At 63.1% G+C, this 19495-nt stretch carries 19 protein-coding genes and 1 pseudogene; 7 read left to right on the top strand and 13 right to left on the bottom strand.

Translation table 11 applies throughout. The features are described 5' to 3' along the window. Positions 1-5: 5 nt before the first annotated feature. The 3 genes from NKH43_RS14705 to NKH43_RS14695 are packed head-to-tail and all read right to left on the bottom strand — an operon-like array spanning position 6 to position 2589. Positions 6-926 (bottom strand): ABC transporter ATP-binding protein, encoded by a 921-nt coding sequence (locus NKH43_RS14705; protein ID WP_023718864.1) that lies wholly within the window; start codon positions 924-926, stop codon positions 6-8. Next, positions 923-1876 (bottom strand): HlyD family secretion protein, encoded by a 954-nt coding sequence (locus NKH43_RS14700; RefSeq protein ID WP_023718865.1) that lies wholly within the window; start codon positions 1874-1876, stop codon positions 923-925. Before NKH43_RS14700 ends, NKH43_RS14705 begins: the two co-directional genes overlap by 4 nt. Then, entirely contained in the window at positions 1873-2589 is a 717-nt protein-coding gene (locus tag NKH43_RS14695) for a CerR family C-terminal domain-containing protein (RefSeq protein WP_502906481.1), read from the bottom strand. The genes NKH43_RS14700 and NKH43_RS14695 overlap by 4 nt, the downstream gene beginning before the upstream one ends. Positions 2590-2677: 88 nt before the next feature. On the opposite strand from NKH43_RS14695, the gene NKH43_RS14690 reads away from it, so the two are divergent. The 3 genes from NKH43_RS14690 to NKH43_RS14680 are packed head-to-tail and all read left to right on the top strand — an operon-like array spanning position 2678 to position 4946. Further along, the gene (locus NKH43_RS14690) at positions 2678-3151 is read left to right on the top strand and encodes a CYTH domain-containing protein (RefSeq protein ID WP_023718867.1); all 474 of its coding nucleotides are present in this window, start codon (positions 2678-2680) and stop codon (positions 3149-3151) included. Further along, complete coding sequence (locus NKH43_RS14685) at positions 3148-4092, top strand: CHAD domain-containing protein (RefSeq protein WP_352858777.1); 945 nt, start codon at positions 3148-3150, stop codon at positions 4090-4092. Before NKH43_RS14690 ends, NKH43_RS14685 begins: the two co-directional genes overlap by 4 nt. A 41-nt stretch (positions 4093-4133) precedes the next feature. Further along, positions 4134-4946, top strand: coding sequence for a C40 family peptidase (locus tag NKH43_RS14680; protein WP_023718869.1), 813 nt, complete (start codon positions 4134-4136; stop codon positions 4944-4946). A gap of 109 nt (positions 4947-5055) precedes the next feature. On the opposite strand, the gene NKH43_RS14675 is transcribed toward NKH43_RS14680, so the two are convergent. Next, positions 5056-5850: a DUF6647 family protein gene (locus NKH43_RS14675; protein WP_156948065.1), complete on the bottom strand. Its 795-nt coding sequence runs from the start codon at positions 5848-5850 to the stop codon at positions 5056-5058. Positions 5851-6215: 365 nt separating this feature from the next. Further along, entirely contained in the window at positions 6216-7019 is an 804-nt protein-coding gene (locus tag NKH43_RS14670) for a helix-turn-helix domain-containing protein (RefSeq protein ID WP_023718872.1), read from the bottom strand. Between the two features lie 115 nt (positions 7020-7134). Here NKH43_RS14670 and NKH43_RS14665 point away from each other — a divergent pair, with 115 nt between their 5' ends. Continuing rightward, positions 7135-7995, top strand: a complete 861-nt coding sequence (locus NKH43_RS14665; RefSeq protein ID WP_352851348.1) for an SMP-30/gluconolactonase/LRE family protein — start codon at positions 7135-7137, stop codon at positions 7993-7995. A gap of 13 nt (positions 7996-8008) precedes the next feature. On the opposite strand, the gene NKH43_RS14660 is transcribed toward NKH43_RS14665, so the two are convergent. The 4 genes from NKH43_RS14660 to NKH43_RS14645 all read right to left on the bottom strand — a co-directional run bounded on the left by NKH43_RS14660 (position 8009) and on the right by NKH43_RS14645 (position 11545). Further along, a complete protein-coding gene (locus NKH43_RS14660) occupies positions 8009-9721 on the bottom strand; it encodes a SulP family inorganic anion transporter (RefSeq protein ID WP_352858775.1) in 1713 nt (570 codons plus the stop codon). 181 nt (positions 9722-9902) lie between these two features. Further along, on the bottom strand, positions 9903-10172 hold the full coding sequence (locus NKH43_RS14655; RefSeq protein ID WP_023718875.1) for a helix-turn-helix domain-containing protein: 270 nt from the start codon (positions 10170-10172) through the stop codon (positions 9903-9905). Between the two features lie 318 nt (positions 10173-10490). Continuing rightward, a complete protein-coding gene (locus NKH43_RS14650; protein ID WP_023718877.1) occupies positions 10491-11192 on the bottom strand; it encodes a phosphatase PAP2 family protein in 702 nt (233 codons plus the stop codon). Positions 11193-11206: 14 nt separating this feature from the next. Continuing rightward, on the bottom strand, positions 11207-11545 hold the full coding sequence (locus NKH43_RS14645) for a hypothetical protein (protein WP_023718878.1): 339 nt from the start codon (positions 11543-11545) through the stop codon (positions 11207-11209). A gap of 203 nt (positions 11546-11748) precedes the next feature. Here NKH43_RS14645 and NKH43_RS14640 point away from each other — a divergent pair, with 203 nt between their 5' ends. Further along, positions 11749-13740 (top strand): PhoX family protein, encoded by a 1992-nt coding sequence (locus tag NKH43_RS14640; RefSeq protein WP_352481384.1) that lies wholly within the window; start codon positions 11749-11751, stop codon positions 13738-13740. Between the two features lie 103 nt (positions 13741-13843). Here NKH43_RS14640 and NKH43_RS14635 read toward each other — a convergent pair. The 4 genes and pseudogenes from NKH43_RS14635 to NKH43_RS14620 all read right to left on the bottom strand — a co-directional run bounded on the left by NKH43_RS14635 (position 13844) and on the right by NKH43_RS14620 (position 16851). Next, positions 13844-14523, bottom strand: a pseudogene (locus NKH43_RS14635) (GNAT family N-acetyltransferase). After that, the gene (locus NKH43_RS14630; protein WP_023718881.1) at positions 14520-15011 is read right to left on the bottom strand and encodes a MarR family winged helix-turn-helix transcriptional regulator; all 492 of its coding nucleotides are present in this window, start codon (positions 15009-15011) and stop codon (positions 14520-14522) included. Before NKH43_RS14630 ends, NKH43_RS14635 begins: the two are co-directional and overlap by 4 nt. Before the next feature lie 137 nt (positions 15012-15148). Beyond that, complete coding sequence (locus NKH43_RS14625; protein ID WP_023718882.1) at positions 15149-15910, bottom strand: ABC transporter permease; 762 nt, start codon at positions 15908-15910, stop codon at positions 15149-15151. A gap of 14 nt (positions 15911-15924) precedes the next feature. Continuing rightward, on the bottom strand, positions 15925-16851 hold the full coding sequence (locus tag NKH43_RS14620; RefSeq protein WP_352858773.1) for an ABC transporter ATP-binding protein: 927 nt from the start codon (positions 16849-16851) through the stop codon (positions 15925-15927). A 263-nt stretch (positions 16852-17114) separates the two neighbouring features. On the opposite strand from NKH43_RS14620, the gene NKH43_RS14615 reads away from it, so the two are divergent. Further along, positions 17115-18488 (top strand): cytochrome ubiquinol oxidase subunit I, encoded by a 1374-nt coding sequence (locus NKH43_RS14615; RefSeq protein WP_352858771.1) that lies wholly within the window; start codon positions 17115-17117, stop codon positions 18486-18488. Further along, positions 18485-19489: a cytochrome d ubiquinol oxidase subunit II gene (locus NKH43_RS14610; protein ID WP_352481386.1), complete on the top strand. Its 1005-nt coding sequence runs from the start codon at positions 18485-18487 to the stop codon at positions 19487-19489. The genes NKH43_RS14615 and NKH43_RS14610 overlap by 4 nt, the downstream gene beginning before the upstream one ends. Positions 19490-19495 lie beyond the last annotated feature (6 nt).

The raw sequence follows: 19495 nt of genomic DNA, 5'->3' as shown, positions 1-19495 counted from the left end.
GTTCTTCATCCCATATTGTCCTTCGAACCGGACATGAACTGGATGAACACATCCTCCAGGCTGGTCTCGCCGGGCGAGACCCTGACGCCCTTGTGGTCTTTCTCGACGTCGGCGAGCGCTGCCTGAAGCGCCGTCCTGTCGGAGCCGACTACATGCAGCGTCGCGCCGAACGGCGCCACCTGGTCGACGCCTGGGCGGCCATGAAGTGCGGCAGCGACCTGATCGAGCCGCGGCCCTTGCAGGACGAAGGTGGTCAGCCCGGCATTCCTCACCACGTCCTCAACCGTGCCGGTGGCCAGCATCTTGCCATAGGAGATGTAGCTGATGCGGTGGCAGCGCTCGGCCTCGTCCATGTAATGGGTGGAGACCAGCACGGTCAGCCCGCCGCTCGCCAGCCGGTGGATCTCGTCCCAGAATTCGCGCCGCGCCTTCGGGTCGACGCCAGCCGTCGGTTCGTCGAGCAGCAGCAGTTTCGGCTTGTGCATGATGCAGGCGGCCAGCGCCAGCCGCTGCTTCCAGCCGCCGGACAAGGTGCCGGCCAGTTGGTTTCTGCGTGATGTCAGGCCGAGCTCCTCAAGCGTCTTGGCCACATGTTCGTCGAGCGGCTTCAGCCGGTAGAGCCGTGCCACGAATTCGAGATTCTCGCCGATGGTGAGGTCTTCGTAGAACGAGAATCTCTGCGTCATGTAGCCGACTTCGCGCTTGATCCGCAGGCTGTCGGTGCGGATGTTGAAGCCCAGAACCGTGCCTTCACCCTCATCGGGCGTCAGCAAGCCGCACATGATGCGGATGGTCGTCGTTTTGCCCGAGCCGTTCGGCCCGAGGAAGCCGACGATCTCGCCCTCGGCCACGGTCATCGTCACATGGTCGACGACAGTCTTGTCGCCGAAGCGTTTGACCAGGCCGTGCACGTCGATGACGTTCATTTTCCGATGTCCGCCAGATCGACGTCGACGATCTGCCCGGGCTGCAATGCGCTGGCGTCGCCTTCCGGCCGCGCTTCGACCAGATAGACCAGCTTTTGCCGGGTCTCGAGCGAGTAGATCACCGGCGGCGTGAATTCCGGATCCGGCGACACATAGCTGACGCGTGCCTTCACGCCCGATCCGCAACCATCGCAATGGACGTTGAGCAGCGTGCCGACCTCGACCGAGGAGAACGCGCTTTCCGGCACATAGACGCTGAGCTTCACTGCGCCGTCCGGCAGTATGGAGATGACCGGCGCGGTCGGCCCGGCTGTATCGCCGGGATAGCGGATGACATCGTTGACCCTGCCGGGGGAGGGCGCCGTGAGCACACGCTTCGACAGTCGCCATTGCGCTTGCTCCAGCGCCGATTGCGCCTGCCTGACCTGATTGTCGGCGGCCTTGATCGTCTCCGGCCGTGCCGGCAGGCCGCCGACAGCGAGATTGGCTTCCGCCTGGCCGACCTGCGCGTTGGCCGTCTCCAGCGCCGCGGAAGCCGTATCATAATCGGCCTGCGTGCCGGTGCCGCGTTTGAACAGATCGCTGGCGCGGCTGTATCTGCGTTTGGCGTCGGCGGCCTGCGCTTTGGCCATGTCGACCTGCGCCCTGAGCACTGCAATCTCTTCCGGCCGCTTGCCGACCTGCAGGTCGGCAAGTTGCGCCTGGGCCTGCGCGAGGGCCGCCTCGGCCTGCGCGATGGCGATCTTGGCGTCGGCGTTTTCCAGCGTCACCACCGGCGTGCCGGGCGCTACGCGGTCGCCGCGCTTGACCGCAATCGTCTCGACCTGGGCCACCTCGATCGGCGCCAGCAGCACATAATCGCCCTCGACGTAGCCGACGGCGAGCGGTGCTGCCGGCGCGCAGGCGCTGAAAAGCTGGGCGGCAAGCGGCAAAGAACAGAGCAGGCTCATGATCCACGATCCTTCCGGACAGCCAAATCGCGCCGAGCTAAAATCGCGCTGAGATTGTCGGTTACTGTTGCCGCGATCTTGCCGGCCTCGTCATCGCCGATCTCGCGCCAGCCCATCCGGCGCATAACCGCCTCGCGGCCGATGCGGAAATAGACGACCTGGCCAATCAGCGTGAATACGGTGAGTTTAGTGCGCTCGCTCTCGGCCGGCTCGCCCGTCGACTGTTCCCAGATCAGGCAGAGCCGGTGATGCGCCGGTTCGAACACGCCGTCATAGATACGGTCGAGCGCGGCGGTTGGATGCGACAGCTCACGCAGGACGAACTGTACAATCTCGCCGGCTTCCGGCCTTGCCGCGATGAAGGCGACCATCCGCTCCAGTGCGACGGCTAAATGTGCCCGCGCGGCCTCGGTGTCCGCCAATGCCGCGGGCGGCGCTTGCAGATTGCCGATCGCCTGGCCCGCAATGGTCTGGATGGTGTCTATGATGTAGTCGGCCGCCGCGTTGCGGAGCCCTTCCTTGCCGCCGAAATGATAGGCGATCGAGCCGATATTGGCCTTGGCCTCAGCCGCGATCTGGCGCGTCGACGTGCCGTCGAAACCCTGGCGTCCGAACAGCTTCAGCGCCGCGCGCACGAGGGCCGTCCGCGTCATATCCGCGGCAGTCTTGGGCGCTTCATGAGGAAGGCCGCTGGCACTGGGCGATTTGATCATGGTCTATACTTTAATCAATCGAATGATTAAAGTCAACTGCGGTCAAGCGGCTTGCCAACTCTGGCCGTGCGCGCTTTAGTGCCTCGCCATGGGCAAGGAAATCGAGCGTAAATTCCTGGTCTCAGGTGAGGAATGGCGGGGAATGGTCAAGGCGGACATTCATATCCGTCAATTCTATCTTGTCGCCGAGCCTACCCGCACGGTGCGTGTGCGCATCAGCAATGATGCCGCTGCCAAGCTGACGCTCAAGTTCGGCAGCCAGGCCCGCGAGCGCGATGAATTCGAATATCCGGTGCCTTTGGCGGAGGCGCAAGAGATGCAGGCCTTTGCCATCGGACGTGTCATCGAGAAGACACGCCACCATGTTAGACACCGCGGCTATCTCTACGAAGTCGATGTCTTCGGCGGGACGCTTGCGGGGTTGGTGATCGCCGAGCTCGAGACGCAGGAGGATGTACCGGACGAAATGCTGCCAGATTGGCTCGGCCGCGAAGTCACCGGCGAGCCGAGATTTTACAACGCGTCGCTCGCCCTTGGGGGGATTCCGGAGATCGTCGCATGAGCTTTCGTATCGATCCGCGCATGTCGCTGACCGGCGAGGTCAGGCGCATCCTCGCCGAGGAGATCGGCAGGGCGCTCGTTCATCTGGACGCGGCGCATGACAGGCCCGAACAGGCGCTGCACAAGTGCCGCAAGCGGTTGAAAAACGTCCGCGCTTTACTGCGCCTAATTCGTTCCGGGGACGAAACATTCTGCGTGACCGAGAATCAGTGCTACCGCCAGGTGGCGGCCCTGCTTGCCGGTCCGCGTGAGGCGACTGCGCTGGTCGAAACAATCGACCGGCTGGCGGCAAGCTTTCCCGAGCAAAGTGCCGGCGGCGGTCTCGGTGCCGTCCGCGACAGGCTCGTCGCGCGCCAGCATGAGCTGCATGTCGGAGCGGGCCTCGATGCTGCGATAGGCGCGGCGGTTGCCGCTTGCGAGGAAGGTGTCGTCCGCATCGACAAGCTCGCTTTGCCCGACCAGCCGGAGCAGGCTGCCGACGTGCTCGCCGAAGGCGCGCGCATCACTTTGCGCCGCGCCAGGAAAGCGCTGGACAAGGCCGCTTCGCGCGGCGCGGCCGATGATTTTCACGATCTGCGCAAGGCGGCCAAGACGCATGGCATGCATCTGTCGCTGCTCGGCAGGCTGTGGCCGACGCCGATCAAGACGCGGCGCAAGGCCGTCGACGAACTGGGCGAGCGGCTCGGCGAACTGCACGATGTGCTCGTCATGCGCGCGCTTCTCGATGCCGAGGACCAGCCGCTTGGCCCCGCTGAGGAGACGCGGTTGCTTGGCAAGCTGCTGAAGCGCTCGGAAAAGGGCCTGAAAAAAACCTGCCTCGCCGAGGCGGCCGAGCTTTTCGGCGACAGTCCGAAGCGCTCGACGAGGAAGCTCGCCCGTAAGGTGCGCGAGGATCTCATAGCGGTACCGCACGAAGACGCCGGCGCGCCTGGCGTGGGCTGATCATGGTCTAATTTGTCGCCCTGTGGTAATCGCCGTCTGGCATGACCGAGCCCGGCGACACGCTTCTGGACCGACTTGGCCGCTGGCTTGCCGGCCGGCTGCAGGAGGAATCGTCCGGCTACGAGCCTTACACGCCGTCGGACGCCGAAACGCTACGCCGCACGCTCGAGCCCGGCGACATCCTGCTCATCGAAGGCAACCAGAAGATCTCGGCGGCGATCAAATACCTCACCCAGTCGACCTGGTCGCATGCCGCCTTTTATGTCGGCGATGCATTGCCGGAGCCCGAGGACGGGTCGGAACGGCGGCGCCTGATCGAGGTCACGCTCGGCGATGGCTGCATCGCCGTGCCGCTGTCGCGCTACCGCAGCTACAACACCCGCATCTGCCGGGCGAGCGGCCTGGCTCCCGACGATCGCGAAGCGGTCGTCGCCTTCATGATCGGCAGGCTGGGTCTCAGATACGATCTCAAGAACATATTCGACATGCTGCGCTACTTCTTGCCGACGCCGCCGGTGCCGGTGCGCTGGCGCCGCCGCATGCTGGCTTTCGGTTCCGGCGACCCGACGCGCGCCATCTGCTCGTCGCTGATCGCCGAGGCTTACGGCCAGATCCGCTACCCGATCCTACCCGAGATTACCCGCGCGCCCGGCCGTGCCTCGGCCCAGTCGAGCTATTCGCGCAAGGAAATCCTGCACATCCGCCATCACTCGCTCTACACGCCGCGCGACTTCGACCTGTCGCCCTATTTCCGCATCGTCAAGCCGACGCTGGAATACGGCTTCGACTACCGGCAGATGGTCTGGGATGACAAGGCGGTCGCGGCCGCTCCGGAGACGAAGACCGCCGGATAGCCGCTCGATCTTGTGGTTTGAGCATGGGGCCTCCGAGAACCGGTTTTGCGGCCGATACTCTGGGGTAAGAAGCTCAGTCAGACTGGCTGCCCCCGAAGCGGCTTCAGCATCAATACAGGCAGTTCGTGCGAACCAACAGCGTGAAAGGATCGAGCTCAAATTCCTTCAGAAGGTCGCTGCCGAACAAGGCAAGCCACCGCTCTTGCGCCTCAAAGGCCGCCTTCTCGCGTTCTTCCGCGCATGCAAACTTCAGCCCGGCCACGGTTTGGACGTGATGGACCAACTCATGCACAAGTACCGACAGCTCCGCCGGGGTGCCGCCTGTCCAGCCCTCCGGCAAGAAGATAGTCCGTGCTTCGTCATCGTAGATAGCAATAACAGTGGGCTGCTTGCCAACATTGTCCGGACTGGCAAAATTGGGGCTGCTGTTCCAGCGATCCGCCGCCACGTCGCGAAACCGCAAACCTGCCATCCTGCGCGCAGGTACGAAGCTTACCGCCGGGGGCTCTTCGATCGACGGAAGGCCGAGTTCAGACGAAAGCCATACCGCTATTGCCATTAGCGCGGCCGGCTGCGAGCGGTCAGACATCTTCATGGGAGCAAGAGCACCAGGTGCGCCGGGCAATTGGATGCCGGGCCGGGCGGGATCGGGTCCCATAAGCTCCGAGTCGCCCGCGGGCGCGGCAAGCGTCGCTGATGCTACTACACCGGGTGCGCTGAGCAATTCGATATAAGGCAGGACCAACGGCGGCAATCCTGAGCCTGGATCGGCATTGGGTCCTCTAAGCTCCGGCTCGTCCGCGGACGCGGCAAGTGTCGCCGCCAGGATCACGCTTAGGACGCAAGGCAAGCATGCCCTTAAGAGCGCGCTCATGGTCACGACCTCCTTGATCGGCAGCGCCATCAATTTGGGAGACACCGCCGTGATGAAGAAACAACGCCACGAAAGAGCGTTCAGGTTTGCATTGCGGTCAACGAATGCGACGGCTTCGCGACGTGCTCCCGTAACCTGCGAAGCGATGCATAAATTACTGGCCGGTGTCCCGTGCGCACCTCCTGACGCCGGCCCCGGACTGCAAAGCAGCCTGGATAATCACAGGCTCACCCTACGCAAGCCGATGTCCATGCACATCGGTACGGTCACCCAATTTATAGGCGCCGCTTGCCTAGTTTTCGGCGCGCCTGCCTAGTCTTCGCGGCTTACAAGGCGTCTGTGGAGGACAGCAGCCTAAACCCAAGAATCCGACCTCAGTCGTTCCGTGATTTGACCTAGGCCGGCAGACGTCGTCCGTTTGCGGCGGCCGCAACTCGATTGTCCGTCCGCGCGCCTGCGTCGCGCGGATGTGGCCCGATCGGCATGATCACCGGGAACGGCGTTGCGCCGAACGCAAACGTCCATTTGTAGCCGACCAGCCCGTCTTCGGGCGTCGTGTGCTGGTCGTGATGAGCAAGCAATTTGGCGCGCTCCGCCAATTCCTCCGCCTCGCGCCTGACCATTTCCGCCGTTTCCGGCCGCATCCGCCTGGAGAAGCTGACGAATGTCGCCTCGCGCTCAAGATGGGTGATGGCCCAGCCGATGAAATTCTTGTTGGTCATCTCGAACAGCGGCCGCAATGGCCCGTCGAAATTCCACTGGATCGGCGCCTCGACCAGCAGCCTTGCCGACAGGCCGCCACCAAGCGCGACCAGGCCGAGTTCCTCGAGGTCGCGCAGATAGAGGAACATCGAAGCCTCGCTCAACCCTTGTGAGCGCATGATGCCTTCTGGCGTGAATTTCTCGGAAAGCATGACGAATACGAACAGCAGTGCCGGCCGCCCGGCGAGCCTGCGCTCGATCTCCGGCGCGATCCGGTTGGCAGGTCCCGGTCCCCTGTTCATCGAGCCGAGCACGTTCTCCAACTCCACGCCGGCGGCATCGCAGATCTCGATCAGCCGGTCGAGCTTGCAGTTGCGCTCATGGAAGATGCGCTTCACCGTCGGCTCGGAAACGCCCATCCGCTCGGCAAGGACACGGTAGGTCACGCCCTTGGCCTTAAGCGTCCGCTTCAGCGCTTCGAAGATCGGGCCGTTCATGGGATGCACCTCTTTTACGCGATTTGGTATCAGCCTTCGGTACTAGTCCCGATACATCTTCCCGAAAAGTATCGAAAGGCCTAGCTCTCCCCCATTCCATTACAGGAGACTAGCCATGAAGAGCCTCTTCACCTCGATACTTCTCGCCCTGGTCGGCATCGCCGCCGCGCCGGCAGTTCAGGCGGCCGAACTCTGGCGCGCTACCGGGCTTGAGCAACCGGAATCGGCGCTGTTCGATGCCGCCGGCAAACGCATCATCATCTCCAATATCGTTGGCAATCCCGGCGACGCCGACGGCAATGGATACCTGTCGGTCCTGTCTGTGGACGGCAAGATGGTTACGCAACATTGGACCGACGGCATGGACGCGCCCAAGGGCATGGCGATTGCCGACGGCAAACTCTACGTCGCCGACCTCACCCATGTGCGCGTCGTCGATCTCGCAAGCGGCAAGCTAACATCGACGATCGACGTGCCGAACGCGGTCTTCCTCAACGACGTGACCGCCGACGCGTCCGGCAAGGTCTACGTCACTGATATGCTTGCCGATACGATCTATCGCATCGACGGCGACCGGCCCGAACTGTTCGTTAGGGATGCGGCGCTTGCTTCGCCGAATGGCATCTTCGCCGATGGCGGCCGGCTGATCGTCGCTTCGTGGGGCAAGGGCATCAAGCCCGATTTCAGCACCGCGGAGCCGGGCGGCCTGCTCTCGGTCGATCTCGCCACCAAGGCAATTGCGTCACTGCCCGGCGCAGAAAAGTTCGCTAACCTCGATGGCGTCGTCGCCATCGGCGGCAGCGTTTACGCCACCGCGTATATGACCGGCACGCTCTACAGCTACAAAGCCGGCGGCACGCCGCAAGCGGTTGCGACGTTCAAGCCGGGCAGCGCCGACATCGGCACCGACGGCAAGTCGACAATCTTCGTGCCGCTGATGAACGACGGAGAGATCGCGGCATTAGGCCTCGACTAAGCCAGCCATCGGCTCAGGCGGCGGGCGCGGCTTTCTTCAGCTGCGCCCGCGCATCCGTGATCGAGGCGGCATAAGTCACCAGCGGCCGCTTGACGCCGTGGTTGATCAGCATGCGGCGTGTCTGCGGTGAAGCGCCTGAGATAATGAAGCGAACGCCGGCGCGCTTGGCCTTGTGGGCCGCGCCCTCAATAACATTGGCCGCCGTCGAATCGAAGAACGGCACCGCCGAACAGTCGAGGATGAAGTTCCTGCGCTGGTCGGCGATGCGGTCCAGCACCGTGCCGACGGTCGAGGCGGCGCCGAAGAAAAAGGCGCCCGATATCCGGTAGACGACGGTATCGGCATCGCTCGCCTCGCTGGAATCATAAGCGCTGGCGCGGTCGGCAACGTCTTCCTGGACCAAGGATTGATGGTCCGCCTCCACCGCGATGCTCTTGGCCATGCGGTCGATGAACAGCATCGAGCCCAGCGCAAAACCGACGACGATGCCTTCGGTCAGGTCGCGGAAGATGACGATCAGGAACGTCGCCAGCAGTACCAGCGCATCGCCGCGCGAGGCGCGCAGCAAGGTGGCGAAGGCCTGTTTCTCGAACATGTTCCAGCACACCACCGCCAGCACGCCGGCAAGTGCCGCAAGCGGGATATAGCTGGCCAGCGGTGCCGCCACCAGCATCAGGGCAAGCAGGATGGCCGAGTGCATCATGCCTGAGACCGGTCCATGCGCGCCGGCCCGTACATTGGTCGCGGTGCGGGCAATGGTGCCGGTGGTGCAGATACCGCCGAACAAGGCGGAGGCGATATTGGCGAAGCCCTGCGCCACCAACTCGCAATTGGAGCGATGCCGCCTTCCGGTCATGCCGTCAGCGACGACGGCCGACAGCAGCGATTCGATCGCCCCGAGCAGCGCAAAGGCGATGGCGTCCGGCAGCACGTCGATTATCCTGTCGAGGCTGAGCGGCGGGAAGGCCGGCCATTGCAGGCTGCGCGGGATGCCGCCGAAGCGCGTGCCGATCGTTTCGGCCGGCATGGCGAGCAATGCCACGACGAGTGATGCCAGCCCGATGGCAATCAGCATGGCCGGCCACTTCGGCCGAAACCGCTTCAACAGCGCAATGGTGATGATGGTCAGTGCCGCCACCGCGGTTGCGGCGAGGTTGATCGTTCCGGCCGCCTCGCCGATGGCCATCAGCTTGGGCACCAGCGGCCCCGGTTCCTTGCCGGCGAGCTTCAGCCCGAAGAGTTCGACGATCTGGCCGGAGAAGATGATGACGGCGATGCCGGCGGTGAAGCCGACGGTCACCGGATAGGGGATGAACTTGATGTAGGTGCCAAGCCCGAGATAGCCGATGGCAAGCAGGAACAGGCCGGCCATCATCGTCGCCAGCAGCAAGCCGTCGACGCCAACTCGCGCCACCGTCGCAGCCACCAGCACAATGAAGGCGCCGGCCGGGCCGCCGATCTGGAAACGGCTGCCGCCAAGCGCCGAGACCAGGAAGCCGCCAATGATCGAGGTGTAGAGCCCGCGCTCCGGCGTCACGCCTGAAGCAATGGCAATTGCCATCGACAGCGGCAGCGCCACGATGGCGACAGTCAGCCCGGCGATGGCATCCGCCTTGAAGTGCGCGAGCGTATAGCCCTCGCGCAGCACCGTCACCAGCTTCGGCGTGAACAGTTCGGAAAATGTCGGCCGTGCCGGTTGATGCACTGCCCGCCGGGTCTGATCCATCGAGTGCCTTCCCCATGAAACCAAGGAGGCGGCGGGATCGTCGGCAGGACTGTCGGCGGTCGCCGTCGCGACTTGGAGCGGCGTGCGTCCAAATCGACGCACAGGTACGCTCCAACACTTTTGAACCGCGCATTGGACTATCCGAAAATCGATTTCGATTTTCGGCGATGCGGCAGTACCGTCAGCCTTGCGGGTTCTGCGGCGTGACAGGCTTGAGGCGAACGCCCCTGCCGCCACGCTCGCTCGCCTGGTTGTCGCCGATCAGCTCGACCCCGGCCTCTTCAAGGGCCTGGATGACCTTCATCAGCGTATCGACCACGCCCCGGACCACGCCGTCGCTCGCTTCCATGCGCTGAATGGTTGGAAGCGAAACCCCGGCGCGCTCGGCGAGCGTCTTCTGATCGATGCCGGCCAGCGCCCTCGCGGCACGCATCTGCGCGGCAGTGATCATCGGCCATAACCCCCGTCTGAGTCTGCGATATCACGTGTAATACCTTCATTATGATGGTTCAAGCATCATCTTGCATATGTGAAACATGCAGCACTCTTTGCCAGCCGATGCGCTAGCATGCTACAATTTCGGCATCGTTTGGCGGGACATCCATTGCGATCCCGATTTCACAGGCAACGACTCAAAAAGGATGAGCAGGTGAAGATATTCAATGCGTTGGCGACCTCGACAGCCTTGCTGTCGATGGTTTTCCTGCTGGCAGGCTGCGGTCATGGCCTGATCAACAGGCTGATTTGACCGCAAATCGACTGACATGAGTCAGGTGCCGCCGGCCCGCCCGAGCCATCGCTGCAGGAACCGGGCCGCAAGCCAGCACAGCATCGCCCAGGCAAAGCCGGCGCACCAGCCGGCCAATACGTCGGAGGGCCAGTGGACGCCGAGATAGATGCGGCTGATGCCGACCACCACCGTCGTCAGCACCGCCAGACCGAGCACATAGATCTTCGTTGTCCGCCCGGGCAAAAACCGCGCCGCCATGCTGCCCAGCGTCAAATATGTCACCGCCGACAGCATGGCGTGGCCGCTCGGAAACGAAAGTGATGCCACGTCGGCGAGATGCGAGACCAGATCGGGGCGCGGCCGATCTATATCGAACTTGAGCACGCTTGACAGGACCTGGCCGCCCGCTACCGCGATGAACATGAGAAGCGCCGCGCCTGGCCTGCGGATGAGGAGCAGATAGACGATCATTGCTGCCGTGATCAGCACCAACACGCTGGCGCTGCCGAGGCTGGTGATGTCGCGCATCGCTCCTTCCAGCCACGCCGGTCCGATCGGATTGTCGGGTTGGCCGGCCTTGCGGAAGGCAAGCAGGATTTCGGTATCGAAGGCATGCGGCGTAGTGGCCCGCGCCATCTCCATTAGCTCCTCGAACCCCCACAGCCCGCCGGCAATGATCAGCCCGGCCAGCAGAACCGGGAACTCCAGCCAGTTGCGCAGTCTGCTTGCGGTCTTCTTCATCGGCCCGATCGCAGTTACAGCCTTTGCAGATAGGGTCCGAGCGTGATCAGCGCCACAGCTGCGATGGCAAGCACGATGCCGGTCGCCTGCAAGGCATTGACGCGCTCGCCGAAGAAGACCAGCGCCACCACATTCACCGACACCAGCTGGATCACCGCTGACAGGCTGAACGACACCGACATGCCGAATTCACGGATCAGCCTCAGCATGATCAGATTGCCGAGCGAATAGAGCGCCAACGTCAGCACGATCTTGCCAAAGCTCGGCGCCAGTCCCCATTGCTTCGCCGCCGTCGCCGCAAGCAGGAAGATCACTGTCGAAATGCAGAGCTGCCCAAGTCCCCAGAAACTCACTTTTTGCTCCTCCCGATGCGGTCCTTGCGCGCCTGCCGCAGCTCTTGTTTCCGAAGCGCCGGTCGCGGTCAAGCGGGGCTGATGTTGGGCACGAAATCGCAGATGGCAATTAGCCGGCATGTCATCAAACTGTGACCTGCCGGCGATACCGGATTGGCCAGGCAACACGCTCCAGCAATCCATCCAGCCAGAGGCAGGCCCCTATGACCGAACATCGCACCCCTGACGCCCATTTCCGCACCAGCCTGCTCGAGGAAAACGATGGGCCAGGAGCCAATCCCAGCGACAACCGCACCATGGGTGAGATCATCGCCGCGCGGTTCTCGCGCCGCGGCTTCCTCAAGGGCTCGCTTGCCGTCTCGGCCATAGCCGCTACCGTCAGCCCGCTGGCGCTGATCACCGCCGACAACGCCCGCGCCGCCGAAGGCTCCGCCTTCGCTTTCGACGAGCTCGAGGCCGGCATCGACGACAAGCATCACGTTGCACCCGGTTATGACGCCGACGTGCTGCTGCGCTGGGGCGATCCGCTGTTCGCCGATTCGCCGGAATTCGATCCGACAAAACAGTCGGCGGAAGCCCAGGCCAGACAATTCGGCTACAACAATGACTATGTCGGTTATATCCCGATCGACGGCTCGGCCGAGCACGGCCTGCTGGTGGTCAACCACGAATACACCAATCCGCACCTGATGTTTCCGGGCCTCGTCACCATCGTCGATGGCAAAGCCAAGCAGGCGCCTCTCAGCAAGGAACAAGTCGACGTCGAGATGGCCGCGCATGGCGGCACCATTGTCGAGATCCGCAAGGAAGCCGGCAAATGGCAGGTCGTTCGCGACGGCAAGCTCAACCGCCGCATCACCTCCAACACCGAGATCGCGCTGTCCGGCCCCGTCGCCGGCCACGACCGCGTCAAGACCAGCGCCGACCCGACCGGCACGAAAGTTGTCGGCACCGTCAACAATTGTGCCGGCGGCGTCACGCCGTGGGGCACCTATGTCATGGCCGAGGAGAACATCCACGGCTATTTCTCGGGCGAGCTGCCGCAAGGCCACAAGGAAGCGGCCAATTACAAGCGGCTCGGCATTCCCGAAGGTGCTTATGAATGGGCAGCGCATTACGACCGTTTCGACATCGGCAAAGAGCCGAACGAGCCGAACCGCTTTGGCTGGATCGTCGAGGTCGACGTCCAGGATCCGACTTCGGTGCCGAAGAAGCGCACCGCAATGGGCCGCTTCAAGCATGAGGGCGCCGAATCGATCGTCGCCAAGGATGGCCGTGTCGTCTTCTACCTCGGCGACGACGAGCGCTTCGACTATGTCTATAAGTTCGTCACCACAGGCAAGTTCAATCCGGACGACCGCGCCGCCAATATGGATTTGCTCGACGACGGCACCTTGCATGTCGCCAAGTTTGCCGACGACGGTTCGGTCGAATGGCTGCCGATCGTCTTCGGCCAAGGGCCGCTGACGGCGGAGAACGGCTTTGCCAGCCAGGCCGACGTGCTGATCGAGACGCGCCGCGCCGCCGACCTGCTCGGCGCCACCAAGATGGACCGCCCTGAAGACATCCAGCCCAATGCCGCCAACGGCAAGGTCTATGTCATGCTGACCAACAATTCGAAGCGCAAGGCCGATCAGGTCGACGCCGCCAACCCGCGTGCCGAAAATGCCTTTGGCCACATCATCGAGATCGTCGAGGACGGTGGCGATTTTGCCGCCACCAAGGGCAAGTGGGAGGTGCTCTTGAAATGCGGTGATCCCTCGGTTGCGGCAGTCGGCGCCACCTTCTCGACCGCAACCACGGCCAATGGCTGGTTCGGCATGCCGGACAATTGCGCGGTTGATTCGACCGGCCGCCTCTGGGTCGCCACCGACGGTCAGGGTCCGAAGGCCACTGGCCGCACCGACGGTCTGTGGGCGGTCGATACGGAAGGGCCGGCGCGGGCGACCTCAAAACTGTTCTTCCGCGTGCCGATCGGCGCCGAAATGTGTGGTCCCCTGTTTGCGCCGGACGACCAGACCGCTTTCGTTGCCGTCCAGCATCCAGGCGACGGTGGCGAGGACTGGGAGGCTTTCGGCCGTCCGTCCTACTATGAGGATTTGTCGACCCGCTGGCCCGACTTCAAGCCGGACATGCCGGTGCGGCCGGCGGTCGTTGCCATCACCAGGCAAGGTGGTGGCAAGATCGCGGTCTGACACGCAGCAAGGTCTTGCAGTCTCAAGGAAGGATTTCGGCGATACGAAATCCTTCCTTTCCCGATGCGGGATGCATCCATGCTACGCATTATGCGCCGACGAATCATTCGGTGCGCTGAACCACGGCCACATTCATTGTGCTTCGCAACCTGAAGCCAATGGACTCGTAAAGTCTAATGGCCGTGGCGTTGCTGGCATAAGCGTGGAGATAGGGAATTTCGTCGCGCGCCACTATCCGGTTGCCACGAATATGGACAACAGCTTGCCCAGGCCACCGCCGCGAAATTTCGGATGTGAGCACACTCCGCTGAGTTCGGTATAGCCAGGTTGCTTCATGCGCTCGCCGGCCATTGCTGCAAGTCTGCCCTCGATTTTCACACCCCAAAAATCGCCCAGGCTCAAGGCTTCGAGCGTGAATGGGCCAGGCTTGGTGACCAACGCCAGAGCCAGCATCTCAGCGGCGTCGTCTCGCGTCAGACGTTGCACGCGCCCGTCGGACACGATCTGCAATGGCTGCTCGGCAATCATCTGAACCCCGGCCGCGGTCGAAGTCGCGGAAAGCCCCGTGGGCAGAGCAATGGCGTCCGCTTGAAGCAGGATCACACTCTCGCCCGGGGAGACAAGCTTTTCGAGCGCCCGCAGGCTTTCCGCGTCGTCCGCGCCAGTGGCGGCGAAAGGAACAATCGACGGCCGATGTCGCCTGGCGAGGTTGCCACCTTGCGCGAAGGCCTGATGTCGCGTCTGAAGCGCGCTCCAGATCGGGCGGTCAAGCAGGTGTTTCATTGCACGGCATCTCTCGGTTTTGGTGCACGACGGTCGAGAGGAGCCGCGGCGAGGCCGTCCTCGATGGCGGCCAACTGATCGAGAAGCGGCCCCGAAAGATCCGCGCACAGATCCGCGACGGCGTTCTCGATGCGCGGCCAGACCTCGCGCTTTGCGACATCGACCAGCCGCCGGCCGTCCCTGGTGAGGGAGACGATCCTGCGCCGCTGGTCATCGATCGACGGACTGACCTCGAGCAATCCCAACTCGGCGAGAAGCGAGACGCTTCGCGTTACGCCTGGCTGCGCGATGCCAAGGGATTGCGCCAGTTCCCCGACAGGCAGGGGGCCTAGCCTGTCGAGCGCGGCCAGCAGTGGGTACTGGCTCGCCTGAACCGGAACATCCAGCCGGTCGAGAAGGCGCTGCGCCTCCGCTTGCAGTTGCTCGCCTATACGCTTCATCCTGCTGCCCAGGCACAGGAAGCCAAGCGATCGTATGACGTCTTCCATAGGCCAATCCGCCTCGCGATAAATCATAACATGATATATAACAAAACATGAAGGTCAAGGGGCTATCGTTGCAGGGGCTGCACTCAGTGCTGTTTCCGTTGATCGATAAGGCTGCTTTGCTTGGCAAGGCCAATCGATCAGTTGCGCAGCCGGTAGCCGGTTCTGAAGATCCAGGCGACGATCGCTATGCAGACAAGCAGGAAGACCACCGTCATGCCGAGGCTGACGCCGACCGAAACGTCGGATTTGCCGTAGAAGCTCCAGCGGAAGCCGCTAACCAGGTAGACCACCGGGTTGAACAGCGTCACCGTGCGCCAGATGCCGGGCAGCATGTTGATCGAATAGAAGCTGCCGCCGAGGAAGGTCAGCGGTGTGATGATCAGCAGCGGCACCAGCTGCAGTTGCTCGAAGCTTCTTGCCCAGATGCCGATGATGAAGCCGAACAGGCTGAAGGTCACGGCCGTCAGCACCAGGAAAGCGAGCATCCAGAACGGATGCTCGATCGTCAGCGGCACGAACAGCGAGGCCGTCGCCAAAATGATCAGGCCAAGCACGATCGACTTTGTCGCCGCACCTCCGACATAGGCGATGACGATCTCCAGATAGGACACCGGCGCCGACAGCAATTCGTAGATCGAGCCGACGAATTTCGGAAAGTAGATGGCGAAGGAGGCGTTGGAGATCGACTGCGTCAGCAGCGACAGCATGATCAGCCCCGGCACGATGAAGGCGCCGTAGCTGATGCCGTCGATCTCGGTGATGCGCGAGCCGATGGCCGAGCCGAAGACGACGAAATAGAGCGACGTCGAAATGACCGGCGAAACGATGCTCTGCAGCACAGTGCGAAGGGCGCGCGCCATCTCCACCCGATAAATCGCCCATACCGCATGAAGGTTCATGGCCGCGCGCGGGTTCATGCCTGTTTCCTCACCAGATTGACGAAGATCTCCTCGAGCGAGCTGTTTTCCGTATCGATGTCGCGGAACTGGATGCCGGCCGCCTCGAGCTCGCGGATCAGCGAGGCGACGCCCGGCCGTTCGCTCTGGTTGTCATAGGTATAGGTCAGCTGCCCGCCATCGGGCGAAAGCTCCAGCGCGTAGTGCGAAAAAGCATCGGGAACGGTGGCCAACGGGCTGCGCAGTTCCAGCACAAGCCGTTTGCGGCCAAGCTTGCGCATCAGCTCGGCCTTGTCCTCGACCAGCACGATCTCGCCGCGGTTGATGACGCCGACGCGATCGGCCATCGCCTCGGCTTCTTCGATGTAGTGCGTGGTCAGGATGATGGTGACGCCGTCTTCGCGCAGCCGGCGCACCATCGCCCACATGTCCTGGCGCAGCTCGACATCGACGCCGGCGGTCGGTTCGTCGAGGAACAGGATTCGCGGCTCGTGCGACAACGCCTTGGCGATCATCAGCCGGCGTTTCATGCCGCCGGACAGCGTGATCGCCTTGGCGTTCTTCTTGTCCCAGAGCGACAGGTCGCGCAGCACTTTTTCGACGAACGCCTTGTCCGCCGGCTTGCCGAACAGGCCGCGGCTGTAATTGACCGTCGCCCACACGCTCTCGAAGGCATCGATGGTCAGTTCCTGCGGCACCAGCCCGATCAGGCCGCGCGCAGCGCGGTAGTCGCGGTTGATGTCATGGCCGTCGACCGTGACGGTGCCCGACGAGCGGTTGACGATGCCGCAGACGATCGAGATCAGCGTCGTCTTGCCGGCGCCGTTCGGCCCCAGCAGCGCAAATATCTCGCCGCGCACGATATCGAGATTGATCTCCTTCAACGCCTTGAAGCCGGTGGCGTAGGTCTTCGTGACCCCGGAAATCGAGATGATCGGCTGCATGGCTGAAAACGGCTGCTTGAAACAGAGTTGTTGATTTAATCCGCTGAATGTCGGTGCGCAAATCCGGATGTCAATGGCGCTCCTGACAGTTCTGGACATCGAGGTTCGCCGGAATAGGCAACACCCGCCTGGTCGTCCAGCAAAATTCCACGCAAAAGCAGATTAACCGGCACTGCGGCGTTCCGCCTCGCGGCGGGACGCCGCTTTGACCGCCCGGCGCATGAAGCCTATCCTTGTACAAACAAGCAGCAGCTGGAGCCGCCATGGACCCGCTCATCCTGTCGCGCATACAGTTCGGCGCGAACATCTCGTTCCACATCCTGTTCCCGGCGATCACCATCGCGCTCGGCTGGGTGCTGCTGTTCTTCAAGCTCCGCTACAACGCGACAGGCGACTCCGCCTGGATGCGCGCTTATTTCACCTGGGTTAAGGTATTCGCGCTGTCCTTCGCCATGGGCGTGGTTTCCGGCGTCACCATGAGTTTTCAGTTCGGCACCAACTGGCCGGGCTATATGGAGACGGTCGGCAACATCGCCGGCCCGCTGCTGGCTTACGAGATCCTGACGGCCTTTTTCCTCGAGGCGGCGTTCCTCGGCATCATGCTGTTCGGCTTCCGCCGCGTCTCAAACCGCGTCCACACGCTGGCGACGGTGCTGGTAGCCGGCGGCACCACTCTGTCCGCCTTCTGGATCATCGCCCTCAATTCGTGGATGCAGACGCCGGCCGGCTTCGAAATTCGCGATGGTGTTGCGCACGCCACCGACTGGTGGGCCGTTGTCTTCAATCCGTCCATGCCCTACCGGCTCGTTCATATGCTGCTTGCTTCGGGGCTGACCGTCTCGTTCCTGATCGCTGGCCTGTCGGCGCTGCGCTATCTCTACGGCGATCGCTCGGAATCGATGTGGAAGGCGCTGCGCACCGGTGTCTTCGCCGCCGCGATCCTGATCCCGATCCAGATCTTTGCCGGCGACCAGCACGGCCTCAACACGCTTGAACATCAGCCGCAGAAGATCGCCGCCATGGAGGCCAACTGGAACACCGGTCCCAACGTGCCGCTGGTGCTGTTTGCGCTTCCCGACGAAGCGGCCAAGGAGAACAGGTTCGAGCTCACCATTCCCGACGGCGCCAGCCTCATCCTCAGGCACAGCGCCGGCGGCATCGTACCGGGGCTGAACGATTATGCCGGCAACCATCCTCCGGTGTTTCCGGTGTTCTGGGGCTTTCGCATCATGGTCGGCACCGGCCTGTTGATGCTCGTCGTCTCCTGGTCGGCGGCCTTCTTCCTCAAGCGTCGCCACAGCCTGCCTAAGCCGCTGGCGCTGGTCATGGTGCCGATGGCACTGTCCGGCTGGCTGGCGACGCTGGCCGGCTGGTACACCACCGAGATCGGCCGCCAGCCCTGGCTGGTCACCGGCGTGCTGCGTACCGCCGATGCTGTCGGCCCGGTCGCCGGCAGCCATGTCGCGCTGTCGCTCGCGGTCTATCTCATCCTCTACGTGCTGCTGCTGATCGCCTATCTCGGCGTGTTGGTGCATCTGGCATTGAAGGCGGCGAAGGATGGTGACTCCTCGCCGCTGCCGGGCGTCATGAACAGGCCGCTGTCGCAGCCGGTTGCGCAACCGGGAGAAACATCATGAGCTTCGACTGGCCGACCCTGTTGCCTCTGATCTTCGCCGGCCTGATGGGCCTAGCCATCCTGATCTACGTCATCCTCGACGGCTTCGATCTCGGCATCGGCATCCTGTTCGCCGCAGCCGAAGACACCGAACAGGATACGATGATCGCCGCCATCGGCCCGTTCTGGGACGCCAACGAGACCTGGCTGGTGCTGGCGGTCGGCCTGCTGCTGGTCGCCTTCCCATTGGCGCACGGCACCATCCTGACCGCGCTCTACATTCCGGTTTTCGTGCTGCTGGTCGGCTTGATCCTGCGCGGCGTCGCCTTCGATTTCCGCGCCAAGGTGCCGGCCGGCAGGAAGCACCGCTGGAACCGCATCTTCTTCCTCGGTTCGGTCATCGCGTCGCTGGCGCAGGGCTATATGCTCGGCGTCTATGTACTCGGCCTCGACGTCGGCCCTGGCGGCATGGCTTTCGGGGCGCTGGTGGCGCTCTGCCTTGCCGCCGCCTACGCGGCGATGGGCGCGGCCTGGGTCATCTACAAGACGGAAGGCGACTTGCAGAAGAAAGCGGTGCTGTGGCTGCGCACGGCACTGGTGCTGACCGCGCTCGGCATGGTTGCAGTATCACTGGCCACGCCCTTTGCCAGCGCGCGCATCTTCGACAAATGGTTCGTCTGGCCGGCCATGCTCTATTTGTCGCCGTTGCCGATCCTGTCGGCAGTGCTGTTCCTGTGGCTGTGGCGCCAGACCTTTCATCTGCCGAAGCCCGACGATCGCCACGCGCTGCTCCCGTTCCTGACATTGGCCGCGATCTTCACGCTTGGCTTTGCCGGGCTCGCCTGGTCGTTCTACCCCTTCGTCGTGCCCGACCGGCTGACCATCTGGCAGGCTGCTTCGGCACCCGAAAGCCTGGCCGTCATCCTGGTCGGGACAGTCGTCGTGCTGCCGATCATCATCTTCTATTCGTTCTTTGCCTACCGCGTGTTCGGCGGCAAGGCGACGGATCTGACCTATGACTGACCGGCT

This window comes from Mesorhizobium sp. M1163, assembly GCF_040318415.1.
Classification (GTDB): domain Bacteria; phylum Pseudomonadota; class Alphaproteobacteria; order Rhizobiales; family Rhizobiaceae; genus Mesorhizobium.
This window is presented reverse-complemented; position numbering and strand designations above follow the sequence as displayed.

Excerpts from the sequence above, each read along its gene's own strand:
- NKH43_RS14705 (WP_023718864.1), bottom strand. The coding sequence starts at position 926 with ATGAACGTCATCGACGTGCACGGCCTGGTCAAACGCTTCGGCGACAAG.
- NKH43_RS14700 (WP_023718865.1), bottom strand. The coding sequence starts at position 1,876 with ATGAGCCTGCTCTGTTCTTTGCCGCTTGCCGCCCAGCTTTTCAGCGCC.
- NKH43_RS14695 (WP_502906481.1), bottom strand. The coding sequence starts at position 2,589 with ATGATCAAATCGCCCAGTGCCAGCGGCCTTCCTCATGAAGCGCCCAAG.
- NKH43_RS14690 (WP_023718867.1), top strand. The coding sequence starts at position 2,678 with ATGGGCAAGGAAATCGAGCGTAAATTCCTGGTCTCAGGTGAGGAATGG.
- NKH43_RS14685 (WP_352858777.1), top strand. The coding sequence starts at position 3,148 with ATGAGCTTTCGTATCGATCCGCGCATGTCGCTGACCGGCGAGGTCAGG.
- NKH43_RS14680 (WP_023718869.1), top strand. The coding sequence starts at position 4,134 with ATGACCGAGCCCGGCGACACGCTTCTGGACCGACTTGGCCGCTGGCTT.
- NKH43_RS14675 (WP_156948065.1), bottom strand. The coding sequence starts at position 5,850 with ATGGCGCTGCCGATCAAGGAGGTCGTGACCATGAGCGCGCTCTTAAGG.
- NKH43_RS14670 (WP_023718872.1), bottom strand. The coding sequence starts at position 7,019 with ATGAACGGCCCGATCTTCGAAGCGCTGAAGCGGACGCTTAAGGCCAAG.
- NKH43_RS14665 (WP_352851348.1), top strand. The coding sequence starts at position 7,135 with ATGAAGAGCCTCTTCACCTCGATACTTCTCGCCCTGGTCGGCATCGCC.
- NKH43_RS14660 (WP_352858775.1), bottom strand. The coding sequence starts at position 9,721 with ATGGATCAGACCCGGCGGGCAGTGCATCAACCGGCACGGCCGACATTT.
- NKH43_RS14655 (WP_023718875.1), bottom strand. The coding sequence starts at position 10,172 with ATGATCACTGCCGCGCAGATGCGTGCCGCGAGGGCGCTGGCCGGCATC.
- NKH43_RS14650 (WP_023718877.1), bottom strand. The coding sequence starts at position 11,192 with ATGAAGAAGACCGCAAGCAGACTGCGCAACTGGCTGGAGTTCCCGGTT.
- NKH43_RS14640 (WP_352481384.1), top strand. The coding sequence starts at position 11,749 with ATGACCGAACATCGCACCCCTGACGCCCATTTCCGCACCAGCCTGCTC.
- NKH43_RS14630 (WP_023718881.1), bottom strand. The coding sequence starts at position 15,011 with ATGGAAGACGTCATACGATCGCTTGGCTTCCTGTGCCTGGGCAGCAGG.
- NKH43_RS14625 (WP_023718882.1), bottom strand. The coding sequence starts at position 15,910 with ATGAACCTTCATGCGGTATGGGCGATTTATCGGGTGGAGATGGCGCGC.
- NKH43_RS14620 (WP_352858773.1), bottom strand. The coding sequence starts at position 16,851 with ATGCAGCCGATCATCTCGATTTCCGGGGTCACGAAGACCTACGCCACC.
- NKH43_RS14615 (WP_352858771.1), top strand. The coding sequence starts at position 17,115 with ATGGACCCGCTCATCCTGTCGCGCATACAGTTCGGCGCGAACATCTCG.
- NKH43_RS14610 (WP_352481386.1), top strand. The coding sequence starts at position 18,485 with ATGAGCTTCGACTGGCCGACCCTGTTGCCTCTGATCTTCGCCGGCCTG.